General features: G+C 52.1%; 19 protein-coding genes. 11 read left to right on the top strand and 8 right to left on the bottom strand.

Annotated elements, in window-relative coordinates; translation table 11 throughout:
- Positions 1-493 precede the first annotated feature (493 nt).
- From ACO0LF_RS16320 to ACO0LF_RS16305, 4 genes are read left to right on the top strand one after another with little or no spacing between them, the layout of a single operon-like run.
- On the top strand, positions 494-1,138 hold the full coding sequence (locus ACO0LF_RS16320) for a TetR/AcrR family transcriptional regulator (protein ID WP_423015772.1): 645 nt from the start codon (positions 494-496) through the stop codon (positions 1,136-1,138).
- Complete coding sequence (locus ACO0LF_RS16315; RefSeq protein WP_423015770.1) at positions 1,131-2,129, top strand: HlyD family secretion protein; 999 nt, start codon at positions 1,131-1,133, stop codon at positions 2,127-2,129. Before ACO0LF_RS16320 ends, ACO0LF_RS16315 begins: the two co-directional genes overlap by 8 nt.
- A complete protein-coding gene (locus tag ACO0LF_RS16310; protein WP_423015768.1) occupies positions 2,126-3,106 on the top strand; it encodes an ABC transporter ATP-binding protein in 981 nt (326 codons plus the stop codon). Before ACO0LF_RS16315 ends, ACO0LF_RS16310 begins: the two co-directional genes overlap by 4 nt.
- Positions 3,103-4,236, top strand: coding sequence for an ABC transporter permease (locus tag ACO0LF_RS16305; RefSeq protein WP_423015766.1), 1,134 nt, complete (start codon positions 3,103-3,105; stop codon positions 4,234-4,236). Before ACO0LF_RS16310 ends, ACO0LF_RS16305 begins: the two co-directional genes overlap by 4 nt.
- A gap of 20 nt (positions 4,237-4,256) precedes the next feature.
- On the opposite strand, the gene ACO0LF_RS16300 is transcribed toward ACO0LF_RS16305, so the two are convergent.
- The 4 genes from ACO0LF_RS16300 to ACO0LF_RS16285 all read right to left on the bottom strand — a co-directional run bounded on the left by ACO0LF_RS16300 (position 4,257) and on the right by ACO0LF_RS16285 (position 7,364).
- Entirely contained in the window at positions 4,257-4,949 is a 693-nt protein-coding gene (locus ACO0LF_RS16300; protein ID WP_423015764.1) for an ATP-grasp domain-containing protein, read from the bottom strand.
- Positions 4,950-5,101: 152 nt separating this feature from the next.
- Complete coding sequence (locus ACO0LF_RS16295; protein ID WP_423015762.1) at positions 5,102-5,611, bottom strand: M15 family metallopeptidase; 510 nt, start codon at positions 5,609-5,611, stop codon at positions 5,102-5,104.
- 2 nt (positions 5,612-5,613) lie between these two features.
- On the bottom strand, positions 5,614-6,423 hold the full coding sequence (locus tag ACO0LF_RS16290) for an N-acetylmuramoyl-L-alanine amidase (protein WP_423015760.1): 810 nt from the start codon (positions 6,421-6,423) through the stop codon (positions 5,614-5,616).
- Complete coding sequence (locus tag ACO0LF_RS16285; RefSeq protein WP_423015758.1) at positions 6,420-7,364, bottom strand: N-acetylglucosamine kinase; 945 nt, start codon at positions 7,362-7,364, stop codon at positions 6,420-6,422. The genes ACO0LF_RS16290 and ACO0LF_RS16285 overlap by 4 nt, the downstream gene beginning before the upstream one ends.
- 233 nt (positions 7,365-7,597) lie before the next feature.
- Between ACO0LF_RS16285 and ACO0LF_RS16280 the strand changes: the two genes are divergently transcribed.
- The 4 genes from ACO0LF_RS16280 (at position 7,598) to ACO0LF_RS16265 (ending at position 12,445) form a co-directional block, all read left to right on the top strand.
- Positions 7,598-8,899: an MFS transporter gene (locus ACO0LF_RS16280; RefSeq protein WP_423015756.1), complete on the top strand. Its 1,302-nt coding sequence runs from the start codon at positions 7,598-7,600 to the stop codon at positions 8,897-8,899.
- A gap of 3 nt (positions 8,900-8,902) precedes the next feature.
- Positions 8,903-9,904, top strand: coding sequence for a succinylglutamate desuccinylase (locus tag ACO0LF_RS16275; protein WP_423015754.1), 1,002 nt, complete (start codon positions 8,903-8,905; stop codon positions 9,902-9,904).
- On the top strand, positions 9,901-11,709 hold the full coding sequence (locus tag ACO0LF_RS16270; protein ID WP_423015752.1) for an ABC transporter substrate-binding protein: 1,809 nt from the start codon (positions 9,901-9,903) through the stop codon (positions 11,707-11,709). Before ACO0LF_RS16275 ends, ACO0LF_RS16270 begins: the two co-directional genes overlap by 4 nt.
- A gap of 136 nt (positions 11,710-11,845) precedes the next feature.
- Positions 11,846-12,445, top strand: a complete 600-nt coding sequence (locus ACO0LF_RS16265) for a M15 family metallopeptidase (protein ID WP_423015750.1) — start codon at positions 11,846-11,848, stop codon at positions 12,443-12,445.
- Between the two features lie 4 nt (positions 12,446-12,449).
- Here the strand turns inward: ACO0LF_RS16265 and ACO0LF_RS16260 are convergent, their stop codons facing one another.
- Both ACO0LF_RS16260 and ACO0LF_RS16255 read right to left on the bottom strand, forming a co-directional pair.
- The gene (locus ACO0LF_RS16260; RefSeq protein ID WP_423015748.1) at positions 12,450-13,352 is read right to left on the bottom strand and encodes a LysR family transcriptional regulator; all 903 of its coding nucleotides are present in this window, start codon (positions 13,350-13,352) and stop codon (positions 12,450-12,452) included.
- 110 nt (positions 13,353-13,462) lie between these two features.
- A complete protein-coding gene (locus ACO0LF_RS16255; protein ID WP_423015746.1) occupies positions 13,463-14,350 on the bottom strand; it encodes an N-acetylmuramic acid 6-phosphate etherase in 888 nt (295 codons plus the stop codon).
- A 382-nt stretch (positions 14,351-14,732) separates the two neighbouring features.
- Here ACO0LF_RS16255 and ACO0LF_RS16250 point away from each other — a divergent pair, with 382 nt between their 5' ends.
- Positions 14,733-16,055 carry a serpin family protein gene (locus ACO0LF_RS16250; RefSeq protein WP_423015744.1) on the top strand — a complete coding sequence of 441 codons (1,323 nt, stop codon included), beginning with the start codon at positions 14,733-14,735 and terminating at the stop codon, positions 16,053-16,055.
- A gap of 81 nt (positions 16,056-16,136) precedes the next feature.
- Here ACO0LF_RS16250 and ACO0LF_RS16245 read toward each other — a convergent pair whose 3' ends face one another.
- Both ACO0LF_RS16245 and ACO0LF_RS16240 read right to left on the bottom strand, forming a co-directional pair.
- On the bottom strand, positions 16,137-18,977 hold the full coding sequence (locus ACO0LF_RS16245; RefSeq protein ID WP_423015742.1) for a TonB-dependent receptor domain-containing protein: 2,841 nt from the start codon (positions 18,975-18,977) through the stop codon (positions 16,137-16,139).
- A 251-nt stretch (positions 18,978-19,228) separates the two neighbouring features.
- On the bottom strand, positions 19,229-20,857 hold the full coding sequence (locus ACO0LF_RS16240) for a glycoside hydrolase family 10 protein (protein ID WP_423015740.1): 1,629 nt from the start codon (positions 20,855-20,857) through the stop codon (positions 19,229-19,231).
- Positions 20,858-21,237: 380 nt separating this feature from the next.
- On the opposite strand from ACO0LF_RS16240, the gene ACO0LF_RS16235 reads away from it, so the two are divergent.
- Both ACO0LF_RS16235 and ACO0LF_RS16230 read left to right on the top strand, forming a co-directional pair.
- Complete coding sequence (locus tag ACO0LF_RS16235; protein ID WP_423015738.1) at positions 21,238-21,825, top strand: hypothetical protein; 588 nt, start codon at positions 21,238-21,240, stop codon at positions 21,823-21,825.
- A gap of 362 nt (positions 21,826-22,187) precedes the next feature.
- Positions 22,188-23,801, top strand: a complete 1,614-nt coding sequence (locus ACO0LF_RS16230) for a ShlB/FhaC/HecB family hemolysin secretion/activation protein (protein WP_423015736.1) — start codon at positions 22,188-22,190, stop codon at positions 23,799-23,801.
- Positions 23,802-23,817 lie beyond the last annotated feature (16 nt).

The raw sequence follows: 23,817 nt of genomic DNA, 5'->3' as shown, positions 1-23,817 counted from the left end.
ATTTTCTAGTATCGGAATGCGTTTGCAGCGGACGAACTGAGGACTTCGGGAAAGCTATTTGTGAGGTCTGAAGGGATTTGTTTTTCAGCAGTCTTTTGATGCTGAACATATTGTCAATGACGGCAAAAGCTTGTCACCTATCTCTGTGCAAGATCACGCTGATCGTTGGCACGGTGCATGAAGCTTCATTGGCATCCAGCACCCGCTTTTCTGCATGAGAATCTGTCGCAAACAAAAGCAGACAGAGAAATAAGAACTTGCGTATCCACATGAGGGCCATCTTGATCTCCCTTGCTGAATTGCCCAGGCAGCAGATACCAGCATAGTACAAAAACAATGTTTTATTTAAATGTTTTATCGACAAATTTGAATTTTTGCCTCAGGGCATTTGGCTTATTGCTGAATACGCCAGGTAAATAAATTCTTGACAGTGCCAGAAAAAGCTCGCAAACTTCAATTATTAGTCAACTGCATAATAATTATTAAGTAAAAAATGGCACGCCCCTCCCAACAACTCGATGAAGTCTTATTGCAAAGCGGGCGCGCCCTGTTTGCGCAGCATGGCTGTGGTGGTTTGTCCCTGCGCATGCTGGCTGAGCATGCGGGTGTGAATGTGGGCATGTTCCATTACCACTTCAAGAATAAAGATAATTTCCTGACACAGTTGCTGCAAACCATGTATGAGGAAGTGTTCGTGCAATTGCAAGCCGAGGTCAATCATGAGGGTTCACCGGTGCAGCGTCTGCGTGAAGCACTGTGCTTGTTGGGGCGCCTATTACGCGAGCATGGCCGCTGGATAGGGCGGGTCTGGGCCGATGCTGCACAAGGTGAAAAAGTCGCCAGGCAATTCCTGGAAAAAAACGGTGCGCGCCATGTATTGCTGATTACTGGCTTGCTCATGCAAGCCATGCAGGCAGGTGAAATAGCCATGGCACCGCCCACCCAGGCCCTGGCATTTTTGATGGGCAGCATTGCCGCCCCCATGGTCATCGTGCCACGCGCTTTGGACATGGGTTTTGTACCCCCCATGCTGCAAGAACCCCTGAGCCAGGTATTGAGCGATGCCGCCATTGTCGACCGAGTCAACCGTGCCCTGTATGCACTGGCTGCAACGAATGAGGAGTTACACCGTGTATAAAAAATTCAAACTCGTGGCAGCATTGCCAGTGGCGCTCGCCGTATCTGCCATGTTGGCAGCGTGCAATGAAAAGGCATCAACAAACTGGTCAGGTTATGCAGAAGGTGAGTATGTCTATATCTCTGCACCACTGGGTGGCAAACTCGACAGCATCAAAGTACAGGCAGGCCAGCAAGTTGCCAAGGATAGCCTGCTGTTTGCTCTTGATGCTGAAGCGGAGAATGCTGCCCATGACGAAGCCAGTGCTCGTCTCACTAGCGCGCAGGCGCAAGCCAGCAATACAGAAAAAGGCAGGCGCACAGAAGAGATCGCAGTCACCCAGGCGCAACTGAGCAGTGCCCAGGCGCAGGCTGCCCTGGCAAGACAGGAACTGGCACGCCAGCAGCAACTGGTGGGACAGGGCTTTGTGTCCAAATCCCGCATGGACGATGCACAAACCAATCTCAAACTGGCTGAGGCACGTGTGGCAGAATTGAACGCCGCATTGAGTGTCGCCAAGTTGCCAGCGCGCGTGGATGAGCGCACTGCCGCCCAGGCCAGTGCTGATGCCGCAAAAGAAGCCCTGCGCCAAACTACCTGGCGTTCAGGGCAAAAATCACAAAACGCACCTGCGAATGCGCAGGTGGCAGAAGTGTTTTTCCGTCAGGGTGAATATGTGCAAGCTGGCCAGCCGGTCTTGTCCCTGCTGCCTCCAGAAAACCGCAAAGCCAGGTTCTTTGTACCGGAAGGTGAGCTGGGCAAGATCGCTGTCGGCCAGGCAGTCAGCCTGCATTGCGATGGCTGCGCAACTGCCGTACCTGCCCACATATCCCGCATCGCCAGCCAGGCTGAATATACGCCGCCCGTGATTTATTCAAATGCGCAAAGAGCCAAACTGGTGTTCATGGTCGAGGCCAAACCTGATGAGCCGGCAAAACTCTTGCTGCATCCTGGGCAGCCCCTGGATGTATCGCTGTTGCTTGCTGCAACAAACCCAGGAAAAAACCAGTGAATACCACTGTTGACATGGCAAACCTCGCCATCGATGTCCATGGCCTGAGCAAATCCTATGGCGGTCGTGCAGTCGTCGACAAGATCGAGCTGCAAGTTGCCAAAGGCCGCATCTGTGGTTTTCTCGGCCCTAACGGCAGCGGCAAGACCACCACCATACGCATGTTATGTGGCTTGCTCACGCCCGATGCTGGTGCGGGTTATTGCCTGGGTCTGGATATCATTAAACAGGCAGAACAGATCAAGCGCCAGGTCGGTTATATGACGCAAAAATTTGGCCTGTATGATGATCTCTCGATACGCCAGAACCTGGATTTCGTGGCTCGCCTGTTTGAACTGCCCAACAGAAAAAATGCCGTTGACCAGTCTCTGGAAAGACTGGGCCTGGCAGCCCGCCAGCAGCAACTGGCAGGCTCATTGTCAGGCGGCTGGAAGCAGCGGCTGGCACTGGCGGCCTGCCTCATCCATGAACCGCGCCTGCTGTTGCTGGATGAGCCAACGGCTGGCGTCGACCCCAAGGCGCGTCGCGACTTTTGGGACCAGATCCATTTGCTGGCTGACCAGGGCATTACCGTTCTCGTGTCTACCCATTACATGGATGAGGCAGAACGCTGCCATGAACTCTGCTATATCGCCTACGGAAAAATACTGGCACGTGGTACCGAGGCAGAAATCATACGTGACTCCAAACTCAAGGTCTGGACCCTGCAGGGTGAGCAACTGGGTTCTGTACTTGAACCCTTGAAGTCTGCCCCGGGAGTATTAAGTGTCGCCGCATTCGGCAATGCCGTCCACGTCGCCGGGCTGGACGAGGCGCTGGTCTTACAGGCACTCGATGGCATAAGGCATCAAGCCAATATACACATCACGCCCAGCGCAGCGAATCTGGAAGATGTCTTTATCAGCCTGATCGCCAGTGCACCTGATAATTTTTCCAAAGACGACCTGCGGCAAAAACAGCAAAAGGCAGCGGCATGAAAAAATTTTCAATGGCACGTATGTTCGCCATCTTCATCAAAGAATTCCAGCAAATGATGCGTGACCGCCTGACCTTTGCCATGGCAGTCGGCATCCCCATCCTGCAACTTATCCTGTTTGGCTATGCCATCAATACTGACCCCAAGGGCTTACCCACCGCCGTGGTCAGCACAGATAACAGCCCCATGGCCCGCAGTTTTGTCGTCGCCATGCAAAACACTGGCTACTTCCGTATCGACTCGGTAGGCCAGAGTGAAAAAGAGGCAGAGACTTTGCTCGAAACCGGCAAAATACAATTTATGCTGGTGATACCGCCACAATTCGCCCAGCAACTGGTGCGTGGTGAAAAACCAGCCTTGCTGATCTCCGTTGATGCGACTGATCCCTCGGCATCAGGTAACGCCATCGCCGCGCTGAATGTCATCGCCAACCAGGCCCTGCATCATGACCTCAAAGGCCCTTTGCATTACCTGCAAACCGCCACACCTGCTTATGAAGTGCGTGTGCACCGCCGCTATAATCCCGAGGGCCTGTCACGCTATAACATCGTCCCCGGTCTGATCGGCACCATACTCACCATGACCATGGTCATGCTGACTTCACTCGCCATGACAAGAGAACGTGAGCGCGGCACCATGGAAAACCTGCTGGCAACCCCGGTACGCCCGGCAGAAGTCATGGTCGGCAAAATCCTGCCCTATGTGCTGATCGGTTACATACAACTCGGTGTCATCATCAGCGCCGCTTTCCTGTTATTTGAAGTGCCCATGATGGGCAGCTTCAGCCTGCTGATGAGCATGATAGGCGTCTTCATCCTCGCCAACCTGGCGGTCGGCTTCACGTTTTCGACGATAGCAAAAAACCAGTTGCAAGCCATGCAGATGACTTTCTTTTTCTTCCTGCCCTCGATGCTCTTGTCAGGCTTCATGTTCCCTTTCCGCGCCATGCCGGAATGGGCGCAAGCCATAGGCGAAGCCTTACCCCTGACCCATTTCTTGCGCATCGTGCGCGGTATTTTATTGAAGGGAAATACCACAGGCCAGCTCACACCAGAGCTGTGGCCCATGCTGGTGTTTTTACTGCTGGCGGGGTTTGTGGCTTTGAAGAGGTATAGGCAAACTTTGGACTAACACATTCCAACAAAATTGCGCTAAATGTGGGGAGATAAATCTATTTGTGTCAACAGTCTTTGCCATAGCTGCAGGGGTTGTATGCCAACGTAACCCGATTCTTGTGCATCGTTGCATTCTATGATGATCCAGCGACCATCTGCCGTTTTTGCAAAGTCTATGACTAAAAATGGTACAGCTAACTTTGCTGCAGCCTCGGCTGCAATGGCCAGCCCAATATCTTTATCATGGCATTCATATGGTTGCACCTGATACCAATATCGTCCCCAGCCAACGCATATGCCATGCCACCAGAATGAACGGTATTCAATTGATACCTGTACTTTTCCGGGAACTGTGCCATCTACTTTTGCCAGGGAAATGAATTCGCGTATGACAGGTTTTTGCCAGTGCAGTATGGTGTCATTTTTATAAAGCTGAGCCGCTCTTTCATAGTGAGCGCGGTTTTGTATGACGGCGAGATCGGGGTTGTGTTTGCTGGTTTGCCTGGAGCCCTTGAGGAAAATTGGCCAATCAAAATTAGACTCAATTTCATGCGCCGTTGGTAAAGTTTCATAAACCACAGTGCGTGGTGTTAATTCCGTGATCAGGGGGTACCATGCTTCCAGCTCACTCGCCAGTTTATGCTGGTCTGGCGTATTGACTAGCTGCAAACCCATCTCCAGTTTATCTTCATACTCTTGTGCATAATTGGCTATTGCACCTATTCGCATGATGCAAGGATGCTGCCCTTCAATCAAATAGGGATGCTTGCATGAAAAATGCAAATTAAAATCGAAGTCATAGATAGCAAGACCAAGCTGTTCGCTGACCACGAATAATTTATCTTCAATAAGGGCAAGGTTCATTATCAGTAAACTACTTTTTATCCTGGCTGAAAACACCAATGCCAAGGCTCATACTGAAACCCGCTGCTATTCCCCGGCGGATAAGACATATGAAAGCCAAAGCGACTGGCATTATTTTGCAGCCAGGCAAAGGCTGCCGTGGTATCAAAAGATATTTCCAGTTCCGGGTCTTCTGGTGTCGCAATGTCGATGGCGCGGCCGGTGTGGTGTTCGCTGTAGCCGGGTGGGGCGCAGACTCTTAGGATATCTTCCAGTTGCTGGCCCTGAGCCAGTTTGTCGCTGATGATCTCGGTTTGTCTGGCGATGCTGCGGAAAGCCGAGATCATGAGGAGTGCTATGCCATCCTGGCTGGCGGCTTGCTTCATCGCTTGCCAGGCGAGCCTGGCGGCGGGTGTCAGCAAATATTGCCAGCCGTCCGAGCCAGTTTCTGCCAGCACCAGTTCTGTGGCTTCCTGCTGCACAAGCAGGCCACGCTGTTCCAGCAGTTGCGGCGATATGCTGAAACTTGCAGCGTGGCTGATGGCCATGCTTATTTTGCTTTCAGGCTGGCGAGCAGGCTGTCGAGCATGGCGGCGGTTTCTGCATCTGGCATGCCATCAAATTTTGCTGGCCTGTACTTGGTCTGGAAAGCGATCAATACACTGCGGGTAGCTTCATCGAGCAAGCCGGTTTGTGGAATGCTATAACCATATAGCGCGAGTTTTTGCTGGAACCATTTGATCTCGGGTAATTGCTGCTCATAGATGGGCTTGCGCAGAGCGACTTCATCTGCCTTGGGCCAGGTGATGAGACCAGCATCGGCCAGCTGCTTCCAGGGGAAGAGCGGGCCAGGGTCGGACTTGCGCAAGGGGGCGATGTCAGAATGGCCGAGTATGTATTCCGGGCGTATCTGGTAACGTGCAGAGATATCCTTGACCAGGGCAATCACGCGGTCTATCTGGGCTTGCGGGAAGGGGAAGTAAATCCGGCCTTCTGGCGTATCCTTGAAACCGAGATTGACGATTTCTATGCCTATGGAGCTGGCATTCATGCGGCTATAGCCTTTCCATTCACTGAGCCCGGCATGATAGGCCAGGTGATTCTCTGGCACCAGTTGCCAGACCTTGATGGGGGCTTCATCACCGACCAGGTAATTGGCACTGACGGCCTGCTGGCTGAGCACCCGTAAGGAAGTAGGCTGATCCAGCGCAGTGTAATGCAGGATGATGAATTGCACGCGCTCTTCCTGGCTTTTGGCAGAGATGCTGGTATCGAGTTTGCCCATGGGGCCAACGGTGGCGCAGCCACTGAGGACGATACTGAGTGCGGTAAATAAACTATAGAGACTGACTTTGTTCATGTTTGCTTTTTAAGTTGTCGGGCTGCCAGTCTGGCGGCAGAAAAATGGGCTTCACAAGTGCTTTGGCGCAGGCTGATTTCTGGCGGCAAATGCAGGCGCAGCGATTCTACTATGGCGGGATGCAATTCTTGCACGCGACCACTGAGTGCAATGGGTTTATTGCCAAAACGGGTGCACATGGCTGTGCCCAGGCGCGCCAGTTCCTTGCCCGCGTTTTTGAGTATGGACATGGCCAGCGGGTCACTATTGGCTGCGGCCGCCACCGCCATTGCCAGCTTGCCTATATCACCACGACTGCGATGATAGATGAAATCGCGCGAGATATTCCAGTCATTGCCGCCTATGAGTTTGAACAGGCGCTTGGCCATTTCTGATTCTTTCCAGTGATCGGGGTGCTCATCTTCAGCACGCCAGAGCTGGCGCATGGCTTCGCGGGCTATCCAGAAACCGCCACCGGCATCGTCCAGCAAATAGCCACGGCCACCGGCGCGGTGGAATTCACCATTAGCGTCTATGTAGGCAGCAATCGAGCCGGTACCGGCATAAATCAGGTAACCAGTACCCGGCTTGAAAATATCGAGATAGGCAATTTCTATGTCATTACTGACGGAGATTTGTCCCTCGTAAAGACCAAAACAGTCAGCCAGCATATCTGGCAGGGTATGGGCATCACCACCAAAGCCGGTAATGCCAGCCCGTATGCTACTCACCTGGCCATGGCTGCTTGTCGCAGCAGCCAGGCTGGCAAATATCTGGTGCAGGGCTTGCAGGCCTTCCTGAGTATCGGTTTGCAGTGCGGTCAGCCCGGCGGCAGTGCCGCTGGCGAGTATTTGTTCATCCTTGCTTGCCAGCGCCCAGCGGGTTTGCGTGCCACCCGCATCTATCCCCAGCGCAATGGCTGTGCTTTGCGGCGGCAGGGATGTGGGCTGGTCAGATAGCATGGATGAATGTTTTTGTGCAGATTTCTGAAGGGGATTGATAATACATCTTGAAACTGAATCGCAATAACTGGCTGTTGTTCGTTTATCATAGGGCGCTTCTGGTATTGGCAGCGAATGAAAAGATGCATCCGGCTTATAACTTTTTACTATGAAGCAAGGGCAAAATTTCAGTCGCCAACCCGGTATTTTACTGGGAAGATGCCCAGGCCTTAGCTCTTAAAACAAAGATCAAGATGACAAGCGAGACAGCTACTGCAGTCCATAATCCCGAAGTGCCAGCCAGCGGCGTGTTGCGCTGGATACCCTCATTGTATTTCAGCCAGGGGATTCCTTATGTCGTCGTCATGACGCTTTCCGTCATTATGTACAAAAAACTGGATATTTCCAATTCAGATATTGCATTATATACAAGCTGGTTATACCTGCCCTTTGTCATCAAGCCTTTCTGGTCGCCTTTTGTTGACATGTTCAAGACCAAGCGCTTCTGGATCATTACGCTGGAACTGGTCATCGGTGCCATGTTTGGGCTGGTTGCCCTGACCATCCCCATGGCGGCGTTTTTCCAGGCGACCTTGCTGGTTTTCTGGCTATTGGCATTCAGTGCAGCTACCCATGATATCAGCGCGGATGGTTTTTACATGCTGGCACTGGAACAACACCAGCAAGCTGCCTTCGTCGGCGTGCGCAGCATGTTTTTCCGCTTTTCCATGTTGGCCGGGCAGGGAGGCCTGGTTTACCTCGCAGGCACCTTGCGGGATATGACAGGGGATGCAAAGTTAGGCTGGATCGTGGTTTTTTGTGTGCTGACAGTGATGTTTATCAGCCTGTCTGCCTATCATCAATGGGCCTTGCCGCGTCCGGCCAGCGATTGCGCGCATGGCAACCCCAATCAGGTGGCATTGACTTTTTTCACCATATTTGCCAAGTTTCTTGGTAAGAAAAATATCTTGCTGACCATCGCCTTTCTTTTGCTATATCGCTTTGGTGAAGCGCAATTGGTCAAGATGGCACCCCCCTTCTTGCTCGATAGTGTGGACAAAGGTGGTTTGGGCCTGTCCACGCAGGCAGTTGGTATTGTGTATGGCACCATGGGCATGATCGCGCTGACGATAGGCGGCCTGGCAGGGGGCGCACTGATATCACGTTTTGGTTTGAAACGTATGCTCTGGCCCATGGCGCTGGCCATCAATGTGCCGCATCTGGTGTATGTCTATCTGGCCTTTGTACAGCCACAAAATATCTATCTCGTCGGTGCAGCAGTCGCTATAGAGCAAATGGGTTATGGCTTTGGTTTTACTGCCTATGTACTGTATATGATCATGATTGCTGACGGTGAACACAAGACGGCGCATTATGCGATTTGCACTGGTTTCATGGCGATGAGCATGATGTTGCCTGGCATGGTTAGTGGATATCTGCAAGAGTATCTGGGTTACGCCCATTTCTTTGTCTGGATATGCATTGCTGCAATACCGACTTTTATTGTCACGGCCCTCATTAAAGTGGACCGGGCCTTCGGTAAAAAGGTGGAATGAAGCATGATTAAGAAGACCTATCCCCATCATTTTCAAAGCAGCAGCTATAGTTCACCACAGCCTGGCAGCAGTGTCATCATCACGGGTGCAGTACATGGCAATGAAACCTGCGGCACGCTGGCAATACGCCGGGTGATTGCCGAGCTGGAAGAGGGCCGCCTGCAATTGCTTGCAGGCCGCCTGACGCTGGTGCCGGTATGTAATCCTCTGGCCTACCACCTGGAGCAAAGGGAAGGTGAGCGTAACCTGAACCGCCGCCTGATACCGACCACGGACCCGCAGGAATTTGAAGACCATGTAGCCAACTGGCTATGCCCCTTGCTGGCCCAGCATGATGTCTTGCTGGACTTGCATTCTTTCCGCGGTGAGGGTGAGCCTTTTGTTTTGATAGGCCCGGAAAATAATCGCGGCCCTATAGAATCATTCAGCCATGAAAAACATGAGCTGGGCATGGCCATGCGCCTCGGTGTGCACAGATTGGTCGATGGCTGGTTAGGCACTTATGCGCGTGGTGTGCAACGCCGCCAGCAAAGACTTGCTGATGATGCGGATGCCAAGACAGTCGCCAATGCCAATACACAATTCGGTGTAGGCACGACAGAATATATGCGCTCAGTGGGTGGCTATGCCATGACACTGGAGTGCGGCCAGCACCTGGACCCGCAAGCGCCTGCAGTTGCTTACACTGCCATTGTCAACAGCTTGCGCCATCTGGGCGTAATCGCCGGGACAGCACCGGAAGCTGTGGCAGAGATGGAAGCCCTGCGTATTTACGATGTCATCGATAAATTGCATGACGACGATAGCTTTGTCCGCGAATGGCGCAGCTTTGATGTATTGGCGCAGGGAGAATTGATAGGCATACGCGCCGATGGTAGCGAAGTCAGGGCAGACCAGGATGGCCGCATTATTTTCCCCGATGCCGCGGCCAGGGCTGGTGAAGAATGGTTTTACCTGACCATGCCCAACCCGCGTTTGACTGATCTTGCAAAGGCTGGAGCATGAGTTTGCGTTTTATATTTGTGGCATTGCTGAGCCTGTCTTCCCTGGGTGGGGTTTTGCCTGCGCAGGCAGCAGCCAGCAATGAAAAAGTCTTGCGTGTATTGGTGACGACACCAGAGAGTAGCCTGGACCCGGCAGTAGCGTCGGACGTGCCTTCAGTCAGTATCAATGAAAATATTTTTGAGCCGATGCTGCGCTATGATTATCTGGCGCGGCCTGTCAAACTCAAGCCCAATACCTTGAAAAGCATGCCAGAAATTCTGGATCAGGGTAAGACCTATGTCTTGCATCTGCAGTCTGGCATCCTGTTTACACCTGATCCTGCATTCAAGGGCAAGCCCAGGGAGTTGACGGCAGACGACTATATCTACAGTATCAAGCGCATCTATGATCCTGCGGTCAAGTCGCCCTGGCTATTCATGTTTGAAGGCAAGATACTGGGGGATGAAAAGCTTAGACCCGCTGCAAATTCATCCAAAGAGGGCAAAAGCCAGGACTTCAATCTGCAAACCAGCATTCCCGGTTTGCAAGTCATCGATAAATACACACTGCGCATACGCCTGAATGCACCAGACAGTAACTTCCTGTTCATCCTGGCGACCACTGCCACAGGTGCGATGGCCAGAGAAGTAGTGGAGGCTTATGGCAACCAGGTGGGCAATCACCCGATAGGAACAGGCCCTTTCATCCTTGGCCAGTGGCAGCGCAGCTTCAGTATAGAATTATTGGCCAATCCTCAGTATCGCAAAGTCCTGTTCGATGACCAGGGCATCGATGAGACCACTAGAAAAATTGCCAGCAGTCTGGCAGGGCAGACTTTGCCGCGTGTCAGCAAGGTAGAAATCAAGATCATGGAAGAACAGCAGTCACGGGTGCTGGGTTTTCTGAATAATGAATTTGATTATCTGGAACAAGTGCCGGCACCCTTGTCAAACATGGTGCTCGATGATGGCAAGTTGAAGCCTGCTCTACAACAACGAGGAATACGTCTGTCCCTGTTCACGCCACTGCAAACCTATTACATGTGGATGAATATGGAAGATCCGGTAATAGGGGGTTACACTCCAGAGAAAATCGCTTTGCGTCGTGCCATTGCCCTTGGTTATGACAGCAAGGAAGATATCGCCCTGATGGAAAAAGGCCTGGCGATACAGGCGCAATCGCCTTTGCCGCCAAATGTGCTGGGCTACGATGCCAGCTATAAAACCCCGGTGCAATATGACCTGAAACTGGCGAATGCCTTGCTGGACAAGTTTGGCTATAAGCGCGGCGCAGATGGCTATCGCAACCTGCCCGATGGACAAGCCCTGCACTTGCAAATGCATACCCTGGCCAGTACGACAGGTCGCCTGCGCGATGAAGTCTGGCGCAAGAATCTGGATGCGATCGGTATCCATGTCAGTTTCAAGACCGATAAACATTCTGAAGTCTTGCGTGCAGCCCGCCTGGGCAAGGTACAGATGACTGAGGCCAACTGGATAGCCGACTTCCCCGATGCCGAGAATTTTTACCAGCTCCTGTACGGTCCCAATGCTGGTCGCGCCAATTATTCGCGCTTCAACCTGCCTGCCTTTAACAAGCTATATGAAGAAGCCATGCGCCTCAGTGACAGCCCTGAGCGCACTGCGATTTATCGGCAAATGGCGCAACTCATGCATGGCTATACTCCCTGGGTGCCACGCTGGCATCCGGTGACGGCGGATTTATCACAACCCTGGCTGCAAAATTATTATCGCCATCCTGTGGATTTTACTAACTGGCGTTATGTCGATGTAGATACTGCTGCCCGTAACAAAGTATTAAAATAAATATTGTTGATGGCATCATCACAGTTCATTTCTGAGCATGCCATCTGGTTATATGTGATTGGTAAATATTCATTGGCAAGCAGCAATGACTCCCCCTATGCTGCACTGATGAAAAACTCTATTGTGTGGAGCCTTTGTGCGTTGTGAATTGATTGCGGATCATCCTGATTTTTGCCAGTTGGACACTGTCAGCGGCATAGTGATCGATTTACGTTATGTCGGTGCTGATAATTTTGTAGGCAGGGAGTTATATGGCGATCTCGACTGCCGCTGGCTACACAGGGAAGCGGCACAGGCATTGCAGGCTGCGGTAGCCTGGTTACAGGAACACCACCCCGATTTGCGCATCCTGGTGCTGGATGCGCTGCGCCCGCACCGGGTGCAGGAAATGCTGTGGCAGCACCTCGATGGCACGCCCCTGCGCATGTATGTGGCTGATCCAGCGCGTGGTTCCATCCATTCCTTTGGCATGGCAGTGGATGTGACGCTGATAGATGCGGCTGGTCAGGAACTGGACATGGGTAGCGGCTTTGATGCCCTCGAAGAAAAATCCCATCCAGCGCTGGAACAGCGCATGCTGGCCGAAGGGCATCTCACCCAACACCAGCTTGATCAACGAGGGATTTTGCGGGCAGCCATGGCATACGGCGGTTTTCGCGGCATCAATAGCGAATGGTGGCATTTCAACTGCGGTGATCCTCAAGTCGTGCGTGAAACTTATTTGCGGATAGAGTGAGATTTTAGCTGGTGCGGGAAATGAATTCTGCACCCGCTTCCCTGAGGCATTCCACAAAGGCGCGAGCCGAGCGTGACAATGGTGTGGACTTTACCGTCAGCAAAAATAAGTCGACTGGTACATTCGGTGACAAGGGGCGGCACTGCACTTTGTCATGGTCAGCTGTGGCAGCTGTAAAGGGATCTATCACGGCGGCACCTGCACCCAGTTCCACCAGTGTCCTGGCCAGCAAATAGGTTTGCACTACCGTGCAGGAATTAAAACTCAAACCCTGTTCTTCACAGGCATCCATGACACGGCTGACGAGGTGGTCATCCAGGTCCAGGGCTATCAGGTTCTTGGGCAGGTCGGCCACTGGCAAGGCGGTATTGTCCAGTGTTTTTACCCAGCTACCGACAGGGGCGATGGCCGTCATGCTGCCGCGTATCAAGGCTTCTGATGCGATATTCGGGTGACAGGGGTCATACAGAGAAAAGGCAAAGTCAACATCCCCCAGCAACAATGCATTGACGATCTCACTGGTATGGTGGGTCGCCAGCGTGCAATGGACATTGGCAAATTTTTTGCGCCAGGCTGCCAAGGCTATTGGTACTACGGTGATAGACAAGGTCGGTGTTGATGCCAGCCTGACTGCTTCGTCAGGATGATGCTTCAAATTACTGGCCAGCCTGCGTACCGATTGCAAGTCACGATTGAGTTTATCAACTTCGACAAATAATTTGTGGGCCTCGGGCGTGGGATGCAATTTGCCCTTGATACGTTCAAACAGTTTTAAGCCTAATTGAATTTCGCAATGCTGCAAGACCTTGGTGGCAGCCGGTTGTGAAATATTCAGCAGTTGCGCAGCACCACTGATCGTGCCTGCCTGCATGATGGCATGGAAAACTTCTATATGACGCAAACGCATGGGTAAATACTTTCAGCAAGAAATGTACTTGAAACTCGAACTTGAAACGCGAACTTGATTGTAACGCCTGAGGGGAATTGGTGTGGCTGACTGGTTCGCCTGCGCCAGACTTATGACGTGGTGCGCAGTGCCAGGCGCAAGTCGTCACCACAGACCTGCAGTTTTTTGCTGGCGGCGGTGACGCTGATCTTATCGAGGATGGCGAGTATCGCGATCTTGACATGGAAATCGCATTCTTCCAGTACGCGACGGCAATGTGCTTCATCGCGCCCGGTTGCATGCATGGTCAGGCTGACGGTGCGCCTGAGCAGCTTGATATTGGTGGGTTTGACATCCACCATGAGGTTGCCGTAAACCTTGTGTAACCTGACCATCAAGGCGCTGGAAAAACTATTCAACGCGACCTTTTGTGCAGTGCCTGCCTTCAAGCGTGTGCTGCCCGAGATTACTTCACTACCGGTATCCAGGGTGATCCCCAGTTCTGCCGATAAAGTCAGGGGTGCACCGGGATTATTGGCAAAGCCTATCGTCAATGCACCGGTGGCACGGGCAGCCTGCATGGCACCCAATACATAGGGAGTGGCACCGGAAGCAGCGATGAGTAGCACCACATCATTGGATGTCAAAGCCAGCTCCACAATTTCTTGTGCACCCTGTTCTGCATCATCTTCCGCACCCTCGACGGCAACAAACATGGCTTGCTTGCCGCCTGCCAGCAAGGACAGGGCGCGCTCGCTGGGCCAGGAGAAGGTGGGTGTCAATTCTACGCCATCGAGCACCCCCAGGCGGCCAGATGTTCCGGCACCCACATACACCAGGCGGCCACCTGCCAGGATACGCGGTGCCGCGGCATCAACAGCGGCGGCAATGCCGGGTACTGCCAGGCTGACAGCACGTATGGCATTCAACTGGTCATCAATCAGCACATTGAGCAGCCGCTCGGTTGAATATAAATCCAGCTCAGTGTGCAGTGCGCTTGGTGCCTCGGTGTTCAACATATGGTTTTTGTCCCCTTCACCGCTAAGTTATTCCCAGTGCAGGCAGAGCGCCAATGAAAGCTCGTGGTCTGGTCATAACCTCAGGTAATGCATAAAAGCGCTGGCAGTATTTGTGCAGTATTTGTGTATACCCTCGGATCAGCTTATGTGGTGCCAGGCTAAACACAATTAAACAAATGCAAATTCTCTGCTCTCAGCTACCTTTGCATGCGTATGGATTCGGAAGGGCTTGCAGTTTTGAATATGGTGATCTTTCAGTTTGTACAATTTGATGACAATTTGAGTACATTTTTAAACTGATTCGGGAACCTGTCTGGCGTATTATTAACAGATATTGTTTTCCTGACAGCTTAATATAAAGCTCAAAATAGAAAGCCCAAAAATGCGCCCAAAAATCATTTGCTCTTGCTTGCTGCTAGCCCTGGTTTCTGCCTGTGGTGGAGCGAGTACCACTGCTAATTCTGCCACTACCGGTGGTGACGCACCGCAGGCCATAGGTACGGCCAAATCCACGCTGGCGCGCAATGTCGCCCCACAAGCCAGCGATACTGACCTGGCGGCCGCCGTTGCCGGCAATACTGAGTTTGCCCTCAAGGTTTTGCCCCTGCTGGGTGCACAGGGGGATAGCAATCTGGTGTATTCACCCTATAGCCTGACACTGGCACTGGAAATGGCCGCCGCCGGTGCCAAGGGTGACACTCTTAGTGGCATGGAAAAAGCCCTGGCTTTTCAATTGCAGCAAAGCCGTTTGCAACCCGCCTTGAACCGCCTTGACTTATTGCTGGCAGATAAGACTTCGACTGCAGCCAAACCCAATGCCCAGTTACCCAACCTGAACATCGCCAATGCCTTGTGGGCACAGCAGGGCTATAACTTGCAAAGCACTTACCTCGATGCTCTCAGCGTGAACTTTGGTGCTTCAGTGAATTTGCTGGATTTTGCCAAAGCCGCTGAGCCTTCCCGTCTGACGATCAATAACTGGGTGGCAGACCAAACCCAGCAAAAAATCAAGGATTTGCTACCTGCCAATTCCGTGTCTGCATCCACGCGGGTGGTGTTGACCAATGCCGTCTGGTTCAAGTCAGACTGGGCCCGGCAATTTACCAAGGAAGCTACCAGGAACCAGGATTTCACCGACCGCAAGGGCGGTGTGAAAAATGTTCCTTTCATGAACCAGACAGCAAATTTCCCTTACGTGCAGGGTAAAGACTATCAGGCGATAGAGCTGCCTTACATGGACAACAAACTGGCTATGCTGATAGTCATGCCAGATACGGGCAAGTTTGACAGCTTTGTGCAGGGCTTGAGCAGCAATATAATCAACGACATTACTGCGGGCTTAAAAGACAATTACATCGCTCTGGGCATGCCCAAGTTTAACTTCAGTGCCAACCCGGAAATGACGGGTAGCCTCAGCAGCCTGGGCATGGGTGCTACATTTGATGCGGGCAAGGCTGATTTTTCTGGTATGACGGGTAACCGTGACCTGGTGATTTCAGGGGTCTTGCACAAGGCTTACATCACTGTTGATGAAAAGGGGACAGAAGCAGCCGCAGCGACTGGTGTGGTAATCGGCGTCACCAGCATCAATGTCAACCAGCCCTTGAGGCTGAACTTGGACAAACCTTTCCTGTTCATGATCAGGGACAGGCAGACTGGCCTCATCCTCTTCATGGGCAAGCTCATGAATCCTGCCGCCAGTTAAATGTCCGCAGTTCTTTAGCAGTAAAAAGAATCCCCCGGCTTGAATACCGGGGGATTTTTTTTGGGAGTGTGACTTATCCGCTTATTTGAACTTATAGTTCGCCAGCAAGGTAAAGGCGCGGCCGCGTGGATCAGCGACACGGGGTTCCCAGGAACTGCCTGCACCGGTATTGCTGTCATAGGTAATGGCAAAGGGCGGGTCGGTATTGAAGAGATTCTTGATGCCCGCAGTCAGCGTCAGGTTTTTAATCCCGCTATAGGTCGCACTGATATTGTAGATGGTGTAGGCTTTTACCGTAGGGTTGTAATCGCCAGGTGTCACCAGGCCGCTTTGCACGCCGGGCAACACCTGGTCTTTATAACCATCACGATAAATTTGCATGAAAGTACCAGTCCAGTCACCCTGGGTATAAGTGACATAGGCAGTATGCTTCCATTTCAGGCCGAGGTCACCGGTGAAGGTGAATCTGCCGACTTCGCTGGCTCCATAGGGGGCGTTTGCCATGGGACGGGATTTTTTCTCCAGCAGATAAGACCCATCGAGACCGGCTGCCCATTTGCCATTCCAGATTTCTCCATTCGCCTTGGCGCCGACTTCGACGCCACGGGTAATGCTGGAGCCGGCATTGACCCAGCGCTGGTCTACAAAAGCCAGGGCACCGCTGCTGTCGCGCAAGAACTGCGCCTTGAACAACTCATAGTTTGCCAGCATGGTTGTCAGGTCTATCGACGTGATGGAGTTTTCCTTGCGGATTTCCCAGATATCAGCACTGGCGCTGAAATTGCTGCCGGGTGCCCAGACTACGCCTACCGTGCCTTGTTTGGCAGTTTCCGGGCCTAGCGTGGATTTGCCACCAGTCAGGATATTCGGCGTGATGGATGCACACTCTGGTTTGCTGCTATCGACTTTCAGGCCAGGGCAGGTAGCGGGATCAGCCAGGTCTTTGCCCAGATAGGGAGATTCAGTGATGCCATTGAATAGTTGATTAAACGAAGGCGCACGGAAACCGGTGTTATACGAACCGCGGAACAACAGGGTATCGGTTGGTGTGTAACGGAAAGTGACTTTGGGATTGAAGGTATTTCCAAAGCCGGAATAATGATCCTGACGGCCAGCTACAGTGAACTCCAGTGACTTCAACACCGGCACCAGTACCTCTGCATAGACGGCGCGGATGTCGCGGCTGACCTGGGACAGGGCATTGGTATCATCAAAGGGCGCATTCAGTATGGCGTAACGCAGATTGGCAGCGCGGGCGTCGCCATTGAAGTTATATTCTTCCTTGCGTACATCCATACCTATTGCTGCCATGACTGGGCCGGCTGGCAGTTTCCAGACTTCGCCAGACAGGGCGGCATCCACCTGTGTCAGCGTGGTTTTACCACCATACAAAGTGACGCCTGTGGCCGAGGTACTGTTGAGCAAGTCGATTGCCGCTTGCGTCTGTTTTTCACCTGGCTTGAGGAAGGGATTGATGATGCCTGTGCCCAGGGCATTAGCCAGTGCCACGGTATAGTTATAACCTGTACCGAGCTTGGACTCGGATTCACTATAGGCGCGGGACAGGCCTACACGGTAATCCCAGTTGCCGATCTGGCCGTCAGCGCCGAGTTGCAGGCGGCCTGCCTCGGTCTTGGTGGTGATTTCGCGGTCACCGCATTCCATGCAACGCCAGCGATAGGCAATCGGTGCGCCACGATAGGCTTCTATACTGGGGAAGACCGCTACAATGGAATTGAAGACCGCATTATAGGCCGCCCCTGTGCTGGGATAAAACGAGCTGGCAGGAAAGGCCGTGCCGGGGGAAATCTGGTTGGGTGAAAAACGCTTGGCGACCTCCACCTGAGAGCCGACTATTTCAGCAAATAACTGGTGATTGCCAACTTTAAAACTCGCACGCGAAACAAAATTATCGTTCTTGACGGGTTGTTGCAAGACGGCAGCCCGCCCGGTATCCCAGGCGCAGGCATATTTGGAGGCAGCCACGTCCCAGAGTTTGGCATCATAAGCAGCCATGCCATCTACGCTATTGCAACCCGCAGCACCAGGCAGGTTCAATACATTGATGGAGCTCATGACTTGACTCGTACCCGGAAAGACCGGGCCATTATTGCTCTTGTTGCTGAGTATAGTATTGGCCAGTGAGGTCGCTACTACCGTGGCAAAGGGCGTGCCGCGGGTATCTACCGAAAGACCACGATTGGGCTGGAAGGTATTGACGAAGCTACGCTGTTCACCACGCAGTGCATCATTTTCACTATGGGTGGCGGTAATGAGCACATTGTAATTGTCCTGCTCCAGATCACCAAAGCCCCCGACTACAGAAAAACGCTTGATATTGCCGCCGCCTTGCTGGGTGATGTCGGTAAAGGCCTGGGCTTCCAGTCCTTTATAATTTTTACGCAAGATGAAGTTGATGACACCGCCTATGGCATCCGTGCCATAGATGGCAGATGCGCCATCCTTCAACACTTCTATCCTCTCCACTGCTGCCATGGGGATGGAATTCAAATCGACAGCTGAGCCCTTCATGCCATGAGTGGCAATACGGCGGCCATTCAATAGCACCAGGGTATTGTCAGCACCCTGGCCGCGCAGATTGGCTGAAGACGCCCCATTGTTACCGCGTTGTGCGCCAGAAGTCACATCGGCATTACTGGCCAGGTTATCTGAGCCATTGCCATTGATATTCAGGTTGGCAATGAATTGTTCAGCTGTGACTATGCCCGCGGCTTCAAGCTGTTTGCGGGTGATGATTTCTATAGGCAGGGCAGCTTCACTGGCGATGCGTTTGATACTGCTGCCGGTAATTTCTACTCTTTGCGGTGCTTGGGTAGTCTGCTCCTGTGCCTGTACTGCTGCGCTGCTAACGGCAGAAATACCTGTCAGGGCAATGCATCTGGCGATGGTCTTTAACTTCACTGGGCTCTCCTGGGATCTGACTATATGAGTGTCAATTTTATAAATTGTATGTATGTCCCAGACTAGGGGCAGGGCAGCCATTGTGACAAATGAAAATTGTATGACAAGCGATAACTAAAAGATATGAGTTGCCCTTGCACTCATCTGAGCGCTGAGGGTTTGCGGGTATTTCTAAAACACAGCTACATAAAAAAGGCGTATGAACAATTGTCCATACGCCTTTAAAAACCACACTTACTACTGTATCAGTGTCATGGCAGGCTATAACTTGCGCGTATCCCTTCTACACCAGTACGGCTGATGACTGAAACGGTCAACTGCTTGACTGCACCATATTGCGGGTCATCGGATAAATCGATCATCATATTTTGTGCTGGTACTACGGAGAATAGCCATTGCTGTTCAGTACGCTTCCAAATGGCAAGCAGGCGGGTGTTGACGGTGCTGGCCAGTTGCAGGCGCACCGATTTCTTGTCGGCACTGGCTTCCAGCAAGGGGCTGGCGGGCAAGGTATTGTCCAGCCAGGGGCTGGCCGGGATCAGGGCTTGTGAAGTGTATTTCTCTGTCGCCAGGCGCTGACGTATGCCCTTGCGGTTCTGGTTCAGCGCTACCATGCTGAAATGTACATGGCCATTGCCTGCCTTTTCGCGCATGGCATCGACCTGGTTGAGAATTTCATCGGCAGACCAGGATTTATCGCTATTGTCTATGCGGCTGGTGTACAGGCCAGGCCAGACATGCTTGCCCGTGGTGTTTTGCGCCAGCCAGTAATCATGCAAGACCTTGAAGGCTTGTGGCCCCTGATTGATGGGCCAGTACAACTGAGGCGCGAGATAATCCAGCCAGCCCCTGGCCAGCCATAGTTCTACATCGGCATACAGCTTGTCATATTGACTGAAACCGGTGATGCCGGGTGGCAAGCGGTCTGGCCTGCCTATGCCAAAGGGGCTGATACCAAATTTGACCCAGGGTTTTTCCAGATGTACGCGCTGATTGATGGCTTCCACCAGACGGTTGACATTATCCCTGCGCCAGTCAAAACGAGCCAGTTTGCCGCCTGACTGCAGATAAGCGATCCAGGCCGGGTCATCCGGGAAATCCACTTCACTGCCATTGCTGGACTTGATCGGGTAGGGGTAGAAATAATCGTCGATATGGATGCCATCCACCTCATAGCGACGCACGACATCGCTGATGACATTCAGGGTTTGCTGCATGGCGATGGGTTCACCCGGGTCCATCCATTGCAAGTCACCATAGGTTTTTACCACTTGTGGCGCCAGCTTGCTGATATGGTTTGCGGCAACGATTGTTTTGGCTTGCGCGGTGCGGGCACGGAAGGGGTTGAACCAGGCATGCAATTCCAGGCCACGCGCATGGGCCTGGTCTATCCAGAATTGCAGGGGATCATAATACGGTAAGGGCGGACGGCCTTGCTCACCAGTCACAAACTCAGACCAGGGTTCTATCGCGGAAGGGTAGATCGCATCGGCCGCCGGGCGCACCTGCAAGACGATGGCATTCAGTTTTAACTGTACAGCATTGTCGAGGATGGTGAGGATTTCATTCTTTTGTTTTTCCGTGCTCAGGTCACGTCGCGATGGCCAGTCTATATTAGCCACGGTAGAAACCCAGGCTGCCCGGAACTCACGCGGCAAAGCTGGTGCCTCATGGACTTGCACAGGATAATTGACTGGGGCATTTTGCGGAATAATAGTCAAATCTGTTTTGACGGGTTTGCTGACAGGTTTTTTTTCCAGGGGTGTCGAACAGGCCAGCAAGAGCGCACAGACGGTGGCCGCCAGCGCAGGCAATTTGGCATATTGCAGGAAAGTTTTCAAAGTAAAAGCAGGACGTGACGAGGGTTGATGCGAAAACATGCGTAAGCCGGGACTGAATAAAAACGAAATAAGGACGAAATAAAGGCGAAAGAGCTGAGATGCTACTGCATTACACTTTGACTAACCAGCCTTTCTTCTATTTTTGCCTGGTTTTTGCTGGGTGATCCGCATAAAAAAGGGCGCTTGCGCGCCCTTGAAAATCTCGTTCGTCTTGGGGGAGTCATGAGATTTATCCCTCAATCGAAGGATTACTCTTATGATAGGCAGTAATACCAGTTTGTGGCGATTGAATTTTATTCATCGTATATATGCCTGGGTTATCCCATATGTTTGTGGTAAATACTTTCATTTCTGGAGTCGATGTTGCCAAGTGGAAATGAGTATTTCTTTCGTGACGTTCAGGACATTCATTTTTACCTATGAAACCGCTATACATCAGCCTACTTTGTAGCCTGGCGCTACTTGCACTTAGCCCTGCGCAGGCGCAGCAGGCACATCCAGCCACGCCAGTTGCCACTCATCCCCGGCCAGAACAGCAGTCGATGATACAGGCAGAGCTTGCCAGGCTGATAGAGCAGTTTGGCGACGGCATTGCCGAAACCTATAGTGGAAAGCCAGCCAGGATACTGTATGGTCAGCTATTTGAAGAGCATAAAAATGATGCAGTCGTACTATTTAGCATGGAAGGTTTTGGTGGCGGCAATCTTCATGCAGAATTTGTGGCCTTCTTTGCTGAACAGCATCAGTACGATGCCGCCATAAGAAAAGCGCGCCCCTATCGCCTGGTGGCTGTCAGCAAGCTGGCGCAGCGTGGCTGGCGAACTTTTGATTTTGATAGTGCGCGTATCCGGCAGGGAATGCTGACTATCGATGGCATGCAAATGGGCCCTAAAGACGCCAATTGCTGTCCTTCTGTCGCAATCAGCCGCAGCTTGCGCATAGATGAGTTTGATCACATCATAGAAACCATGGCCATTGCAGCTAAGCCCAGTAAGCCGGCGAAATAAGTCGACGAAATAAGTCGGCGAAATAAGCCAGCCCAGTAAGCCACATCAGTAGCGCTGAGGACAGCTAAACAACACTATCAAATTTCCAAAATTACAAATCTTGACGCCCATGTCAGAATTAACAACATAGTGCTTGTAGTCGGAATTGGATTGCAGGATACTTGCATCTGGAACTCATCTCAGCGACATAGCTGAGTTTCAAGCTTCTCAGTCGCAATACGATTGCGCACGCATCTCTTCAGCAAAGAATACGTAACAAATACAAGTCGATAAGCATTATCGATACGATCAGCAGAGGCTGGTAAGGCTCTGCACACAAAAGAACTTGGTATTGCACGACTCAGCAACTGGGAAATCTTAGTATGAGACCGTTGAAGAACAAGCAAGTCAAATCTCGTTTTAGCCTCAGCCTGATCTTTGCCATGGCAATCGGGTTCAGCCAGCCTTTGCTGGCCCAGGATACCGATAGCGTCATTGGACGTTTTGACATCAGTCGTTATGAGGTCAAGGGCAATGATTTATTGACGGCGGCAGCCCTGGATAGCCTGCTGGCACCCTATACTGGCAAGAGCCGCAGTTTTGCCGATGTACAAAAAGCCCTGGAAGCCCTGGAAAAGGCCTATCACCAAAAAGGCTATAGCCTGGTGCAGGTGGTCTTGCCTGAACAGGAGTTGAATCAGGGCGTGGTCAAATTCATCGTGGTACAGGCACGCATCGCCAGTGTCAGCGTCAAGGGTAATCGCCATTTTGACAGTGACAATATCAGGCGCAGCTTGCCGCAATTGCGTGAAGGCGATACACCAAATATCAAGAAACTGTCCGAGAGCCTGAAGACAGCCAATGAAAACCCTGCCAAGAAAACCAATTTGCAGTTTGAAACTGCCAGCAAAGAGGGCGAAGTCAATGCTGTCCTGAACGTCGTCGACAACAAGCCCTGGACCATAGGTGCGAATATCGACAATGCTGGCGATAGCAATACCGGCAAATCCCATTTGGGGCTGTTGTTTCAGCATGCCAATCTCAGCGGGCGTGATGATGTACTCAGCCTGCAATATACAACCACGCTGCAAAAACCCAGTAATTACGCCGTCTTTGGCCTCGGTTATCACCTGCCTTTGTACACTCTGGGCGACAGTGTGGATGTTTATGCGAGTTATTCGAATGTCGATTCCGGTTCTGTCGCAGCGGGCATATTTGATTTGAATGTCAGTGGGCGCGGCTCGGTATTTGGCGGGCGCTATAACTATAATCTTGGTCGCAGCGAGGATTTTGATTCGCGTCTCAGCCTTGGCTGGGACTATAAGGCTTTCAAGAATAATGTCGCCCTGCAAGGCATACAACTGGGGAGCGATGTCACTGTTCACCCGCTTAGCCTCAGCTATTCTGCCAACCTGAGCTCCAATGCCGGTGAGGCAAATGCCTATCTGTCAGCCGTCCATAACTTGCCTGGCGGAGAAAAAGGCAAGACCGAAGATTTTCAAAAAGTCCGTAGTGGTGCCACGGCAGGTTATAGCATAGTGCGCTATGGCCTGGGTTACAGCAAGGTATTGCCAGCCGCCTGGCAATTGAAACTCATACTCAGTGGTCAATATACCAGGGATAGCCTGGTGCCTGGCGAGCAATTCGGTGCTGGTGGTGCGAGTAGTGTGCGCGGCTTTACAGAGCGGGCGCTGGCCAACGACTATGGCACTCTTTTCAGTGCCGAGATTTACACCCCTAATCTGTGTACCGGTTTTACTGCCAGTTTGACGCAATGTCAGTTGCTCGGCTTTTATGATGCGGCCCATGTCTCGCGTAACCGGGCTTTGCCGGGCGAGCAAAGTTCGGCTTCTATCTCCAGTATAGGTATAGGTATCAGACTGGCCATGTCACGCATGATGTCGCTGCAGATGGACTATGGCAAGGCCCTGCATACCCCGGATGAATTGAGCAAAGATGACAGGCGCTTGCATGTCAGGCTGGGCATCAACTATTAATGATGGATGAGGAAGA

Origin of the sequence: Undibacterium sp. Di27W (assembly GCF_049340345.1) — a bacterium.
In the GTDB taxonomy this organism is placed as follows: Bacteria; Pseudomonadota; Gammaproteobacteria; order Burkholderiales; family Burkholderiaceae_D; genus Undibacterium.
The sequence above is the reverse complement of the archived record's forward strand: the minus strand, read 5'-3'. Positions and strand labels throughout refer to the sequence as shown.